10 protein-coding genes are annotated in these 12,913 nt (G+C 71.5%); 4 read left to right on the top strand and 6 right to left on the bottom strand.

From position 1 onward, the window contains the following. Positions 1-143 precede the first annotated feature (143 nt). On the top strand, positions 144-1,211 hold the full coding sequence (locus tag ACWFR1_RS12370; protein ID WP_453549626.1) for a questin oxidase family protein: 1,068 nt from the start codon (positions 144-146) through the stop codon (positions 1,209-1,211). Positions 1,212-1,216: 5 nt separating this feature from the next. Here ACWFR1_RS12370 and ACWFR1_RS12375 read toward each other — a convergent pair whose 3' ends face one another. Continuing rightward, the gene (locus tag ACWFR1_RS12375; protein WP_453549628.1) at positions 1,217-2,005 is read right to left on the bottom strand and encodes a dioxygenase family protein; all 789 of its coding nucleotides are present in this window, start codon (positions 2,003-2,005) and stop codon (positions 1,217-1,219) included. 179 nt (positions 2,006-2,184) lie between these two features. On the opposite strand from ACWFR1_RS12375, the gene ACWFR1_RS12380 reads away from it, so the two are divergent. Continuing rightward, positions 2,185-2,691, top strand: a complete 507-nt coding sequence (locus tag ACWFR1_RS12380; RefSeq protein ID WP_453549631.1) for a MarR family winged helix-turn-helix transcriptional regulator — start codon at positions 2,185-2,187, stop codon at positions 2,689-2,691. Positions 2,692-2,803: 112 nt separating this feature from the next. Here the strand turns inward: ACWFR1_RS12380 and ACWFR1_RS12385 are convergent, their stop codons facing one another. Both ACWFR1_RS12385 and ACWFR1_RS12390 read right to left on the bottom strand, forming a co-directional pair. Beyond that, complete coding sequence (locus ACWFR1_RS12385; RefSeq protein WP_453549633.1) at positions 2,804-4,339, bottom strand: MFS transporter; 1,536 nt, start codon at positions 4,337-4,339, stop codon at positions 2,804-2,806. A 123-nt stretch (positions 4,340-4,462) separates the two neighbouring features. Next, the gene (locus ACWFR1_RS12390; RefSeq protein WP_453549636.1) at positions 4,463-5,128 is read right to left on the bottom strand and encodes a TetR/AcrR family transcriptional regulator; all 666 of its coding nucleotides are present in this window, start codon (positions 5,126-5,128) and stop codon (positions 4,463-4,465) included. 280 nt (positions 5,129-5,408) lie between these two features. Here ACWFR1_RS12390 and ACWFR1_RS12395 point away from each other — a divergent pair, with 280 nt between their 5' ends. Next, a complete protein-coding gene (locus tag ACWFR1_RS12395; RefSeq protein ID WP_453549638.1) occupies positions 5,409-6,680 on the top strand; it encodes a M6 family metalloprotease domain-containing protein in 1,272 nt (423 codons plus the stop codon). A 78-nt stretch (positions 6,681-6,758) separates the two neighbouring features. Here ACWFR1_RS12395 and ACWFR1_RS12400 read toward each other — a convergent pair whose 3' ends face one another. The 3 genes from ACWFR1_RS12400 to ACWFR1_RS12410 all read right to left on the bottom strand — a co-directional run bounded on the left by ACWFR1_RS12400 (position 6,759) and on the right by ACWFR1_RS12410 (position 11,618). Beyond that, positions 6,759-8,420 carry a class I adenylate-forming enzyme family protein gene (locus tag ACWFR1_RS12400; RefSeq protein ID WP_453549641.1) on the bottom strand — a complete coding sequence of 554 codons (1,662 nt, stop codon included), beginning with the start codon at positions 8,418-8,420 and terminating at the stop codon, positions 6,759-6,761. A gap of 179 nt (positions 8,421-8,599) precedes the next feature. After that, positions 8,600-9,502 (bottom strand): UTP--glucose-1-phosphate uridylyltransferase GalU, encoded by a 903-nt coding sequence (gene galU / locus ACWFR1_RS12405; protein ID WP_453549643.1) that lies wholly within the window; start codon positions 9,500-9,502, stop codon positions 8,600-8,602. A 76-nt stretch (positions 9,503-9,578) separates the two neighbouring features. Further along, complete coding sequence (locus tag ACWFR1_RS12410) at positions 9,579-11,618, bottom strand: GtrA family protein (protein ID WP_453549646.1); 2,040 nt, start codon at positions 11,616-11,618, stop codon at positions 9,579-9,581. 106 nt (positions 11,619-11,724) lie between these two features. Here ACWFR1_RS12410 and ACWFR1_RS12415 point away from each other — a divergent pair, with 106 nt between their 5' ends. Next, entirely contained in the window at positions 11,725-12,696 is a 972-nt protein-coding gene (locus ACWFR1_RS12415; protein WP_453549649.1) for a glycosyltransferase family 2 protein, read from the top strand. Positions 12,697-12,913 lie beyond the last annotated feature (217 nt).

Consider the following 12,913-nt stretch of genomic DNA (forward strand, 5'->3'; position numbering starts at 1 on the left):
AATCCACACCGAACCCGGAAGGCCCTCACCCGTTCAAGCAGTCTCAGCCGAGACCTGCATCACCCGTCCACAACCTCCCGGGGCAATACACCTAGGTCCCCAGCCCGTTACGCCGCCACCCGCCCCGCCCTAGCGTCGCCCCCATGAGCGACGACAGCGACGAAGTCCGCGAAAGCCCCGACAGCAACGACACGACCGGCACCCTCGACGAGGCCCTCGAACGCCTCCACACCACCGGCCCCGAGCGCAACGGCTGGCTCACCAATCACGCCCCGATGGCCGTCGAGGCGCTCGTCCGCCACGGCCAGGCCCCGACCGTCCACCGCTGGCTCGACCACTACGCGCCCAAGCTGGAGGAGCTGCCGCCCGCGAGCCGCCCCGTCACGGCGGACGACTGGCGCGAGGCGCTCGGCGACCCGTCCCGGATCACCGACTGGACGCGGTTCTTCGCGCGGCAGTTGGACGGCCCCGACGCCCGCCCCTGGCGCGAGGTCCTCACCGAGTGGTGGCCGCGACTGCTCCCGGGGATCGCGGCCGGCGCGACGCACCCCGTGATCCGCACCGGTCATGCCGTACGGACGCTCCTGACGACCGACGGGACGGCGCCGCGCCGCGCCGAGCTGGCGCACGCCCTCGGCTACTGGGCGGCCCGCCACCAGCCGCTGGGCCCGCTCGCCTCGCTGGCCGTGGCGCCGAGCGCGGCGGCCGCGCTGGACGCCGTACCGCCCGTTCCGGAGCAGGAGGGCGGGATCCGGGCCCGGCTCGACCAGCTGACGGCGTTCCCGCAGTGGGGCGTGACCCAGGACTCCGCCCCCGATCCGGACACGGCGAAGGCGCTGCTCGTGGAGCTGGTGGCGGCGGCCACGCACCGGTACGCGACCCACGGGCACGGTGAGCCGATCATGCTGGTCCACGCGGCGACCGCGCCGAACGCGGTCCTCCGCGCCCTGCCCGCGCTCCCCCGCGAGCTGTGGGCGCCGAGCCTGGCGGCGGCCTGGACGGCGGCGGCCGCGGTGACCGCCGCCTACACGCCGCGGGAGGCCGCTGCGTACGCGCGGACCGTCCTCACCCCCGAGGAGGTCTTCGCGCGGGCGGCGGCGCACGGCGACGACCACACGATCAAGTTCACGGACACGGCACTCGACGTCGGCGACCCGCTCGCCCTCGCCGCCGCCGTCCGCTCGATCGAGCTGAACCCGCCGCTCTCGTAGAGCGGCTAGCCGAACTGGACGGACCGCTTGGCGAGCCCCATCCAGAAGCCGTCGATCACCGACCGTTCCGCGTCGAGGTCACCGGCCGCGTCCGCCGCGCCCATGGTGACGAAGAGGGGGGCGAAGTGTTCCGTACGCGGGTGGGCGAGGCGTCCGGCCGGGGACTTGTGCGCGAAGTCGAGGAGCGCGTCGACGTCCCGGGCTTCCAGCGCGCGGTGCCCCCAGTCGTCGAACTCGGCGGACCAGCCCGGCACCCCGCCGCCGGTGTGGCGGAGGGCGGCGAGGTTGTGGGTGAAGAAGCCGCTGCCGACGATCAGGACGCCCTCGTCGCGCAGCGGGGCGAGCTTGCGCCCGATGTCCATGAGCCGGCGCGGGTCGAGGGTGGGCATGGAGATCTGGAGTACGGGGATGTCGGCGCCCGGGAACATCTCGACGAGCGGCACGTAGGCGCCGTGGTCGAGCCCCCGGTCGGGGATGTCCTGCACGGGCGTGCCGGGCGCGCGGAGCAGCTTGCGGACGGCGTCGGCGAGCTGCGGGGCGCCGGGGGCCCCGTACCTGACCTGGTAGTAGTGCTCGGGGAAGCCCCAGAAGTCGTGGACGAGGGGCACGGTCTCGGTGGCGCCGAGGGAGAGCGGGGCCTCCTCCCAGTGGGCGGAGACCATGAGGATCGCCCGGGGGCGCGGGAGGTCCGCGGACCAGGCGGCGAGCTGGCCCGGCCAGACGGGGTCGTCGGCGAGGGGCGGGGCGCCGTGGGACAGGTAGAGGGCGGGCATCCGTTCCAGCGTGGCGTCCATGACGACGACCTCCGGCATCCTCGTGGTGCGTGCGGCGAGTGCGTGAAGCGAGCGCGTGAAGCGAGTACTCGAAACGAGCACTCGAAACGAGCACGTGAAACGAGTACTTGAAACTTCAAGCTCGATCGCTATCCGCAGCGTAAACCTATGTAGTTCAACTTTCAAGGACGAGTCGTACGATGGGACCCATGGGAGACATGACCGCACCGCGCTGGCTCGACGACGAGGAACAGCGCACCTGGCGCGCCTACCTGCACGCCACCACGCTCCTGGAGGATCACCTCGACCGCCAGTTGCAGCGCGACGCCGGGATGCCGCACATCTACTACGGACTGCTCGTCCAGCTCTCCCAGGCACCCCGCCGGCGACTGCGGATGACCGAGCTCGCCAAGGGCGCCAAGATCACCCGCTCCCGGCTCTCCCACGCGATCGCCCGGCTGGAGAAGAACGGCTGGGTGACGCGCGAGAACTGCCCCTCCGACAAGCGCGGACAGTTCGCGCGGCTCACCGACGAGGGGATGGACGTCCTGCGCCGCACCGCGCCCGGCCATGTGGCGGCCGTACGCCAGGCGCTGTTCGACCGGCTCGCTCCGGAGCAGGTCGAGCAGCTCGGCGCGATCATGCGGGTGATGGCCGAGGGCCTCGAACCGACGGACCCGGACGCGGACCTGCCCTGGCTCCGCTGAGAACGCGGGGCCAGGGCAGGTCGGGGAATCCGTAGCGGGATCCGGGGAGTCCGTAGCGGGATCCGGCGGACCCTTGGCGGGATCCGGGGAGTCCCCAGCGGGACCCGGCGGATCAGTGGGCGATGACGGGGATCTTCACCTCGTCGTCCGCGCCCGCGCCGGACCCGGCGACGGGACCCATCTCCGGCTTGCCGGTGTTGATCAGCACGAAGGCGATCGTGGCCGCGAGGACCAGGATGCCGACGGCCCACCAGATGGCCGCGGCGTACCCCTCGACCATGCCCTGGAGCTGGACCAGCTTCTGCGCGGCCGGGGTGGTCGCGCCGGCCGCGTGGTCGGCCAGGTACGCGGTGGTCGCCGAGGCGGCGATCGTGTTCAGCAGGGCCGTACCGATGGCGCCGCCGACCTGCTGCGAGGTGTTGACCATCGCGGAGGCCACACCGGCGTCCCGCGGGTCCACGCCGAGCGTCGCGAGCGACATGGCCGGCATGAACGCCGTACCCATGCCCAGACCCAGCAGCAGCTGCGCGGGCAGGATCAGACCGGCGTACGAGGTGCCGACCTCCAGCTGGGTCAGGAGCAGCATGCCGACACCGGCGGTCAGGAAGCCGGGGGCCATGAGCAGCCGCGGCGGGACCCGGGTCATCAGCCGCGTACCGATCTGCGTCGAACCGACGATCATGCCCACGATCATGGGCAGGAACGCGAAGCCCGTCATGACGGGCGAGTACCCCTTCACGATCTGGAGGTAGTACGTCAGGAAGAGGAACAGGCCGAACATCGCGATGACGGCGAGACCCAGCGACAGGTAGACGCCGCCGCGGTTGCGGTCGGTCAGGACGCGCAGCGGCAGAAGCGGGGACTTGACCACCGACTCGGTGATCACGAACACCCCGAGCAGGACGGCGGAGCCGACGAAGAGGCCGATCGTGCCGGCGTCGCTCCAGCCCTCGGACTCGGCGCGCGTGAAGCCGTAGACGAGCGCGACCAGACCCAGGGTGGAGAGGATCACGCCGGGGATGTCGAGCGAGGAGCGGTTGCGGCCGCCCGCGGGCTCACGGATCACGAAGTACGCGCCGACGGCGGCGACGATCGCGAACGGGATGTTGACGAAGAACGTCCAGCGCCAGTTGAGGTACTCGGTGAGGAAGCCGCCGAGGATCAGGCCCACGGCGCCGCCGCCACCGGCGATCGCGCCGTAGATGCCGAAGGCCTTGGCGCGCTCCTTGGCGTCGGTGAAGGTCACGGCGAGCAGCGAGAGCGCGGCGGGCGCGAGGAGCGCGCCGAAGGCGCCCTGGAGCGCACGGGCACCGAGCATCATCGCCTCGCCGTTCGCGGCCCCGCCGAGGGCGGAGGCGGCGGCGAAGCCGATCAGTCCGACGACGAAGGTCCGCTTGCGGCCCCACAGGTCGGCGATGCGGCCGCCGAAGAGGAGGAGACCGCCGAAGGCGAGGGCGTAGGCGGTGATGACCCACTGCCGGTTGCCGTCCGAGATCCCGAGGTCCTGCTGGGCGGAGGGGAGCGCGATGTTCACGATCGTCGCGTCGAGCACGACCATCAGCTGGGCGAGGGCGATGAAGACGAGTGCCTTCCAGCGGCCGGGATCGGCCTCGGCCTGGCTCGCGGGACTCTCGGGGATTTTGGACATGGGGGTAGCCACCTCTTGGCGCGTACAGGTGAAGAAAGGGACGTAAGGGAGTGCGTAAGTCAGTGCGTCATCAGTGCGTGAGGAAGTGCGTGAGCAGGGGTGCGGCGGGGCTCTGACGAGTCGTCACGACGTCGGGCAGGAGTCGCGCCTCAGGTCCTCCAGGGTCACTGCCGTGCCCGGCAGCTCGGAGCGCGCGGGCGCCTCCAGGCCGTCGAGGAACAGTTGCAGGTGGCGGTGGACGAACTGGTCGAAGTTCCCGCAGGCCGCGCCCGGCAGAGGCCGCGTCAGCTGCGACACCGCCACCATCAGGTCCCCGACACCGACGTCGGAGCGGAGCCGGCCGGCGCGCTGCGCCCGGTCGACGAGGCCCTGGACGGCCTCCTCCAGGCGCTCGCGCTCGACGGTCAGGTCGGGGTGGTCCTTGTCGAAGGCCCCGTCGAGCATCGGGCACAGGGCGCCGATGCGTTCGTCGGCGGCGGCGTGGGTGAAGCGGCGGAGGGCGGTGAAGGAGTCGGCCTCCTCCTCGGTGGCCCGCTCGGCGAGTTCGGTGACGCGGGCCATGAGGGAGAGGACGACCTCGCGGACGAGGTCGGCGCGCTCGGGGAAGTTGCGGTAGAGCGTGGCGTTCCCGACGGTGGCGCGGCGCGCCACCTCGTCGTACGGCACCTGGGGGCCGAACTCGACGAACATCTCGCGGGCCGCCGTCACGATCCGCTCGCGGTTGCGCAGGGCGTCCGCGCGCGGACGGGGTACGCGACGGACGGGCGCGGTGTCCGGGCTGCTGGTCACGCCACTACCTCCTCAACAATCCGGGGACAGAGTCCCCGCTTCGTGGAACACAGGGTTAAACGGGGACCGGGTCCCCGGTTATTTCCCCTCCGATGTGTGACCTGGATCACATGCGACACGCCGCACGGAATACCCACACGATCGGTCCACCCGACGCGCGCCTCCGAGCCGATCACCACAGGCTGATCGCACGACACGGATCTCCGTCTCCCCACACGGGAGACGCCTCCCGCACAGGAGATCCGTGCCGCAGACCTGCCCCCACCGGAGAGGCGCCCGTATGCAGCACCCCCGCCGACGGATACGCAGACCCGTCGCCCTGGCGGCGACCACGGCCCTCTCCCTCACGCTGCTCGCGTCCGCGAGCACGACGCTCCCCGACCCCGCCCCCGCGTCGGCCGGCCCCGTGGCCGCCGCGCCGAGCGGGGCGCAGCTCGGGCCGTGCCGGATCGCCACGACGATGGGCGTGCAGATGTCGGAGGGGCTGCCCACCGCCCCCGGATACGTGCGCTCCACGGGTCGCGTCAGGGCCCTCACCCTGATGGTCGACTTCCCGGACGCCGTCGGGGAGGGCACCGCGATGAGCCGCTTCCGCGAGTTCTTCCCGCAGACCTCCGACTGGTTCCGCACCAGCTCGTACGGGCGCCTGAGGTACCAGGCCGAGGTCCCGATGACCGACTGGCTGCGGATGCCCCGGCCGTTCTCCTCGTACGGGATAGAGCGCGGCTCACCGTACGAGCCGAGCTACCGCTCCCTCGTCGAGGACATCGTGAAGGCCGCCGACACGAAGGTGGACTTCAGCGCGTACGACCTGGTCAACGTCCTCGTCACGCCGAACGCCGGGCCCTCCGCCCTCGACACCGTCCTGTCCGTGACCTTCTCCGGCAACGACGACGCCCCGTACGCCGACGGCGTGCCGCTCGCCAACACGTCCTTCGTCTACAGCCGGCAGGACGACGGCTCCGGCAGCTTCGCCGAGACCGGCTACCGCGTGCTGCCCCACGAGAACGGTCATGTCTTCGGCCTGCCCGACCTGTACACCTCGGACGGCGGCGGCACCGTCGGACACTGGGACATCATGTCCGAGGACTGGGGCGCCAACAACGACCTGCTCGGCTGGCACAAGTGGAAGCTGGGCTGGCTCGACAACGACCAGATCAGCTGCGCGTCCGGCCCCGGCTCCACGGACTACACCCTCACCCCGCTCGCCGTCGCGGGCGGCCCGAAGCTCGCCTTCGTCCCGCTCTCCGGCACCTCCGGGTACGCGGTCGAGGTGCGCAGCAAGGAGGGCAACGACGAGGCGGTCTGCGAGCAGGGCGTCCTCGTCTACCGGGTCGAGTCGGACGTGGACACCGGCCACGGCCCTGTGACCGTGTCCGACAGCGACCGTTCCAGCGGCGGCTGCACGCGGCGCCCGAACGTCCACGCGGAGCTGTCGGACGCCCCGTACCGCCCGGGCGAGATCTTCACCGACCGGGCCAACGGCATCCGGATCAGCGTCCTCGCCGAGGAAGCGACGGGCGCGTACCGCATCCGCGTCACCCGCCGCTGACCGCGCCCTTCAGCTCCCGCTTGAGGGCCGGCTCACCCGCCGCTGACCGCGCCCTTCAGCTCCCGCTTGAGGGCCGGCTCACCCGCCGCTGACCGCGTCCCTCAGCTCCCGCTTGAGGATCTTCCCGGTCGGATTCCGGGGCAGCTCCTCCTCGCGTACGAGGACGCGGGCGGGCACCTTGAAGGCGGCGAGGCGCGTGCCGACGTGCGCGCGGAGCCGCTCGGCGGCGGTGTCGGCGGCCGCCCCCGGCCGCAGCCGCACGACGGCCACGACCTCCTCCCCGAGGAAGGGGTGCGGAACGCCGAGAACGGCGGCGTCGAGGACGTCCGGGTGCTCGTGGAGGACGGCCTCGACCTCGACGCAGTACACGTTCTCGCCGCCGCGGATCACCATGTCCGTGAGCCGGTCGACGATGCTGACCCGCCCGTCGGCGTCGACACGGGCGAGGTCCCCGGTCCGGAACCAGCCGTCGTCGGTGAAGGCGGCGCGGGTCGCCTCCTCGTTCCCCCAGTACCCCCGGATCAGGGCCTGCCCGCGCAGCCACAGCTCCCCCACGCGCTGCCCGTCGGGGAGCTCGTCGGCCTGCCCTTCCGGGAGCTCGATGCGGACCTCGGTGGCGGGCGAAGGGCGGCCGACACTCCCCGGATGCGCCCGGTACTCGGCCCCGACGTTCGAGAGGACGCCGCCGCAGGTCTCGGTCAGCCCGTAGCCGTTGCGGGGCTCGACGCGCTCGCCGTACGCGGCGGTGACCCCGGCGACGATGCCGGGCGGGGCGGCGGCGCCGCCGGTGCTGAGGAGGACGAGGCTCTCCAGCTTGTCGCCGGCGGCGCGGGCGGCCTCGATCAGCTGGAGCGCGGTGGTGGGCACCCCGGCGTAGTGCGTCACGCCGTGCGCGCGGATCAGTTCGAGGGCGGTCCCGGCATCCCACTTCCGCATCATCACCAGGGTCCCGCCGGCCGCCATGACGGCGTAGAAGGACGTGAAGGCGGCGACGTGGAAGAAGGGGAACGTGGTCAGCGACACGGGCGCCGGCCCGGTCCCGGGGACCTCGCCGCGGGCCAGGGCCGCGGCGGCGGCGAAGTACCGGGGGTTCATGGCGGCCCCGGCCTGCGCGAGGTGCGTGGCGACGGCGCCCTTGGGCCGGCCGGTGGTGCCGGAGGTGTAGATGATCGTGGCGTCGTGCTCGGGCAGGACGTCGACGGGCGGCGGCCCGAGGAAGGGATCGCTGTCGGCGACGTACGCGACGAACCCCTCCTCCGCCTCGCCCTGGAAGACGACACCGGGCACGCGGTGCTCCCGCGCCCAGGCCCGCACGCGCGCGACCCGCTCCCCGTCGACGAGCAGCACACCGGGCGTGCAGTCGTCGAGGGCGTACGTGAACTCGTCCTCGGTCCACCAGGCGTTGAGCGGTACGGCGACGAGGCCGGCGAGCTGGGCGGCCCAGAAGGCGACCTGCCACTCGGGAAGGTTCCGCATGGCGACGACGGCCCGGTCCCCGGGCCGCAGGCCGTACTCCCCGACGAGCCGCCGGGCGAGGCCGCAGGCGGCGTCGAAGAACTCCCGGTAGGTCGTCGGCCCCGTCTCGGACACCAGGAACACCCGGTCCCCGTAGGCCCAGACGGCCTCCACGAACTCCCGCAGGGTCCGCGGCCCCGACACGTACACGCCGTCCTCGACGGCGAAGGGGGCCCCTGGCGCGCTGAGCCGCGCCTCTGCCTCCTGCCCTCCGGACACGACCACGAGAACCCCCTAAGCGCTTGCTCACCCAGCGCTGCGACGCTATGCGGCCGCCCCGGCGGGGTCAACCCCGTGAACACGCGCGGGGCCGACCCCGTGAACACGCGCCGGATCAACCCCACGAACACGCGTGCGGGGCCGACCCCAGAAGGTCGACCCCGGCGCGACGGTCCCGCCAGGCGTCAGAGGCCCTCGGCGACCAGTTCCTTCAGCCACGCCCGGAAGTCGGGGCCCAGGTCCTCGCGCTCGCAGGCGAGACGGACGATGGCGCGCAGGTAGTCGCCGCGGTCACCGGTGTCGTACCGGCGACCCTTGAAGACGACGCCGTGGACCGGGCCGCCGATGGTCTCGTCCTGGGCGAGGCAGCGCAGCGCGTCGGTGAGCTGGATCTCGCCGCCGCGGCCGGGCTCGGTGGTGCGCAGCACCTCGAACACCGCGGGGTCGAGGACGTACCGGCCGATCACCACGTGGTTGCTGGGCGCCTCGCCGGGGGCGGGCTTCTCCACGAGGTCGGTGATCTGCACCACGCCCTCGTCCGAGGTGGGCTTCACGGCGGCGCAGCCGTACAGGTGCACCTGGTCGGGGTCGACCTCCATGAGCGCGACGACGCTGCCGCCGAACTCCGCGCGCACCTCGGCCATCCGCGTCAGGAGCGGGTCGCGCGGGTCGATGAGGTCGTCGCCGAGCAGGACCACGAACGGCTCGTCACCGACGTGCGGCTGCGCGCAGAGCACGGCGTGGCCCAGGCCCCGCGGGTCGCCCTGGCGGACGTAGTGCAGCGCCGCGAGCGCGGTGGACTCCTCGACCTGCGACAGGCGGGCGTGGTCGCCCTTGCGCCGCAGGGCGTCCTCCAGCTCATGGTTGCGGTCGAAGTGGTCCTCCAGGGCGCGCTTGTTGCGGCCCGTGATCATGAGGACGTCGGTGAGTCCGGCGGCGACCGCTTCCTCGACCACGTACTGGATGGCCGGCTTGTCGACCACCGGGAGCATTTCCTTCGGCGTCGCCTTGGTGGCGGGAAGGAACCTGGTCCCGAGCCCGGCTGCGGGGATGACGGCCTTGACGATGCCGGTATGTGCGTTGCTCACAGAGACTGTTTCCACTTCGTACGGATGGGGTCGACCACGGCCGGGGCACCAGACGCCTGGGGTCTGGCGTCTGGGGTCACTGGGTGCTGGAGCGTCCTTGGGCGGTGTCGGCCAGGACGGCCTCCGCCGCGAAGCCCTGGGGGGCCATGGGGGCGGCGGTCGGCGTGGTCGCCTCGGTCGGCACCGCCTCGGCCGCGGCCGGCGCGCCCTTGACCTCGGCCGCGGCCTTCTCGTCGCGGCGGCGCACCACGGCCGAGGAGACGATCAGGAGCACGGCGACCGTCAGCGACAGCGCGGGCCAGTAGACGTAGCGGAAGTTGGACTGCACGGCGGTGGGCAGGTAGGCGGCGATGTACAGGATCGTGCTGAGACCGAGCAGTCGCAGTTCACGGGTGTACGGGCCGACCCACTGGCGGCGCAGCGTGAGGACCAGGGCGATGGCGAGCCAGAACCAGCCCGAGAAGAGCATCGGCAGGTCGCGGGCGAAGCCGGTCACGTAGTAGGTCAGCGTGTGCTTCATCTGCGCGCTGGGCAGCGTGTTCAGCACCTCGGCCGGCTCGCCGGACATCTTGTCGACCGGCGTACCGTCCTGGACGCGGTAGTTGACCTGGAAGAGCTGCTTAGCGAAGAGCCGGATGCGGTACTCGGTGTAGTTCTTCCAGTGCTTGGGCATCTCGTCGACCCACATGCGCATCAGGACGGCGGCGTTCTCCTCCGAGGAGGGATCGCCCGCACCGGCCGGGTAGCAGAAGAAGTACGCGTCGGAGGCGAGGTTCTTCTTGTCGCACGTCTCGGCGGCGGAGAGCAGGCCCTTGACGAAGACGGGGGTGGCGCCGGCCTTCTCGGCCGCGGCGCGCAGCTGGTCCGGGGGGAGGACGTGGACGACGTCGTCCAGCGGGATCTGCGCGTACTGGCGGGTGGCCAGCGGGTCGGTGGCCGCGTTCACCCCGGCGTTGGCGCCGACGGTGACCGCGATGAGGGCGCCGGTCGCGACGAGCCAGCGGCGACGGCCCGGAGCCGGCCACAGCGCGAGGACCAGCAGGATGAAGACCGGGATCACGGCCGGGAAGGCGTTCTTGCGGACCAGGATCGTGTAGGCCAGCAGGAGCACGCTCACGGCCAGCAGGACCCAGCGGGCCTTGGTCCGGTCGGCCGGCAGCTCACGCGCGGTGAGCGCGATCGCCAGGACGGCGAGCAGCGCGTACGCCATGTGGACGTCTTTCCACACCACGCCCGTGAAGTTGACGACGAACGGCAGGAGGCCGACGGCGAGCATCGCGAGGGAGAGACCGCGGCTGCCCGTCTTCTTCCACGTGAGCCGGGCCAGGAGCCACAGCGACACCCACAGCACGGTGGCCTGGAGGGCGGCCATGGCGGAGAAGGCGCCCGTGACGTCGATGAGGATCCGCCACAGCAGCGCCATCACCGGCGGGTGCCAGTCGGTCACCGGCGTCTCGCCCAGGGCCTGGTTCAGCTGGGACACGCTGTCGACGCTGAGGTAGCCGGGGTGGAAGATCGTCGTGACGACGTAGGCGCAGAACGCGGCGATGGCAGCGAGGTACCACTGCCAGAGGGAGCCGCTCCGCTTGGCGGCACGCAGTTTCGCGGTCCACCCCTCGATGGTTCCGGGCACGTGGGCGGAGTCCTCTCCGGAAGGGGTGAACACGAGGCTGCGGTAGGCGACGAAACGGAGCACCGTCGCCGCGGCCCAGCCGACGAGCCGGGCCACGTTGTCACTCAGCGGCGAGGTGAAACCCATAAGCTCATGGGAGACGTATACGGGGACCGCGGTGACGGCCATGCCTGCGAGGTTCACGGCCACGAACAGCGTGACCTCACGCCGGTCGACGGCGCCGCGGCGGTCCCGATAGGTCCAGTATTTGTTCCCGACCCAGCTCACGACCATGGCGAGCAAGGTGGCCACGACGGAGGCGAGGACGGGAAGGTCGCCCAGAAGCCCTCCGCCGGCGGAGGGGGACCCGAAGATCAGGAGGTTGAAACTGGCGGTCTCCACGACGAACGCGAGAGCACCGACGATGCCGAAGGCGGCGACCTCGCGCCAGATCTTCTGCACCCATCCGGGCACGCGTCGGCTCCAGGCCGTCAACTGCAGCATGACCGTAAAGTAAGCTTGTGCGACCAAGATTTACAAATCAAGATAACATCCGCACGAACGTAGCAAATACATCACTCGAATTGCTGCATCTCAGAGGAACCTTCACATGAGCCCCGTGATCGCTTGCGTCGTCCCCTGTTACAACGAGGAGGCCGCGATCGGCAAGGTCGTCAGCGACCTCCGCGCATCGCTCCCCGAGGCCGTCATCTACGTGTATGACAACGCCTCCACCGACAACACCGTCGCGGAGGCCCGCAAGGCCGGCGCGATCGTGCGGCACGAGCCTCGCAAGGGGAAGGGCAACGTGATCCGGCGAGCCTTCGCCGACGTCGAAGCCGACGCACTGCTCATCATCGACGGAGACGACACCTACGACGCCTCGCGCGCTCGCGAGATGGTCGACATGCTCTTCGAGGGTCCCTACGACCAGATCGTCGGCGCCCGCCGCGAAATAACGGACGCCGCGTACCGCCCCGGCCACGCCGTCGGCAACAAGATGCTCACCGGCGCCGTGCGCTCGCTGTTCGGCAACGACGTCAGCGACATGCTCAGCGGCTACCGCGTCTTCTCGCGCCGCTACATCAAGTCCTTCCCGGCCCTCTCGCAGGAGTTCGAGACCGAGACCGAGATGACGGTGCACGCGCTCAGCCTGCGCCTGCCCACCGCCGAGCTCGAGGTCGACTTCAAGGACCGCCCGGCCGGCAGTGTCAGCAAGCTGCGCACGTACCGCGACGGCTGGCGCATCCTCAAGCTGATCCTCGGCCTCGCCCGCCGCCAGCGCCCGTCGCTCTTCCACTCCGTCATCGCCGGTCTGCTGGCGGTCGTCTCCCTCGTCCTGGGCGCGCCCGTCATCGCCGAGTTCGTGGACAGCGGCACCGTCCCGCGCTTCCCCACGGCGATCCTGGCCGCCGCCATCATGATCATCGCGGTGCTCGTGCTGATGGTCGGCTACATCCTGGAATCGTTCATGCACATGCGCCAGGAGCAGTCCCGCCTGTCGCACCTCATGTACCCGGCCCCGTCCACCGGCGCGGACTTCGTCCCGGAGACCCTCCCGGACACCGCCACCGCGTCCTGACCCGGCCTCAGCACCACCCGCACTGGTCCCGGCCGGACGAGAGACACCCAGTCCTCGTCCGGCCCACCAGAGCCCTTCTCGCAGGAGTTTGACCCCCCGGGGCCCTCCCGCCGGAGTTTGACCCCCCGGGGCCCTCCCGCCGGAGCCTGCCCCACCAGAGGCCCTCCCGCCGACGCGGGTCCGCCCGAGCCGCGTCCGCCGGAGCCTGCCCCACCAG

This window comes from Streptomyces sp. NPDC055103 (assembly GCF_053607625.1).

Coding starts and splice junctions, on each gene's coding strand:
- ACWFR1_RS12375 (WP_453549628.1), bottom strand. CDS start 2,005: ATGGACGCCACGCTGGAACGGATGCCCGCCCTCTACCTGTCCCACGGC.
- ACWFR1_RS12415 (WP_453549649.1), top strand. CDS start 11,725: ATGAGCCCCGTGATCGCTTGCGTCGTCCCCTGTTACAACGAGGAGGCC.
- ACWFR1_RS12380 (WP_453549631.1), top strand. CDS start 2,185: ATGGGACCCATGGGAGACATGACCGCACCGCGCTGGCTCGACGACGAG.
- ACWFR1_RS12385 (WP_453549633.1), bottom strand. CDS start 4,339: ATGTCCAAAATCCCCGAGAGTCCCGCGAGCCAGGCCGAGGCCGATCCC.
- ACWFR1_RS12395 (WP_453549638.1), top strand. CDS start 5,409: ATGCAGCACCCCCGCCGACGGATACGCAGACCCGTCGCCCTGGCGGCG.
- ACWFR1_RS12410 (WP_453549646.1), bottom strand. CDS start 11,618: ATGCTGCAGTTGACGGCCTGGAGCCGACGCGTGCCCGGATGGGTGCAG.
- ACWFR1_RS12370 (WP_453549626.1), top strand. CDS start 144: ATGAGCGACGACAGCGACGAAGTCCGCGAAAGCCCCGACAGCAACGAC.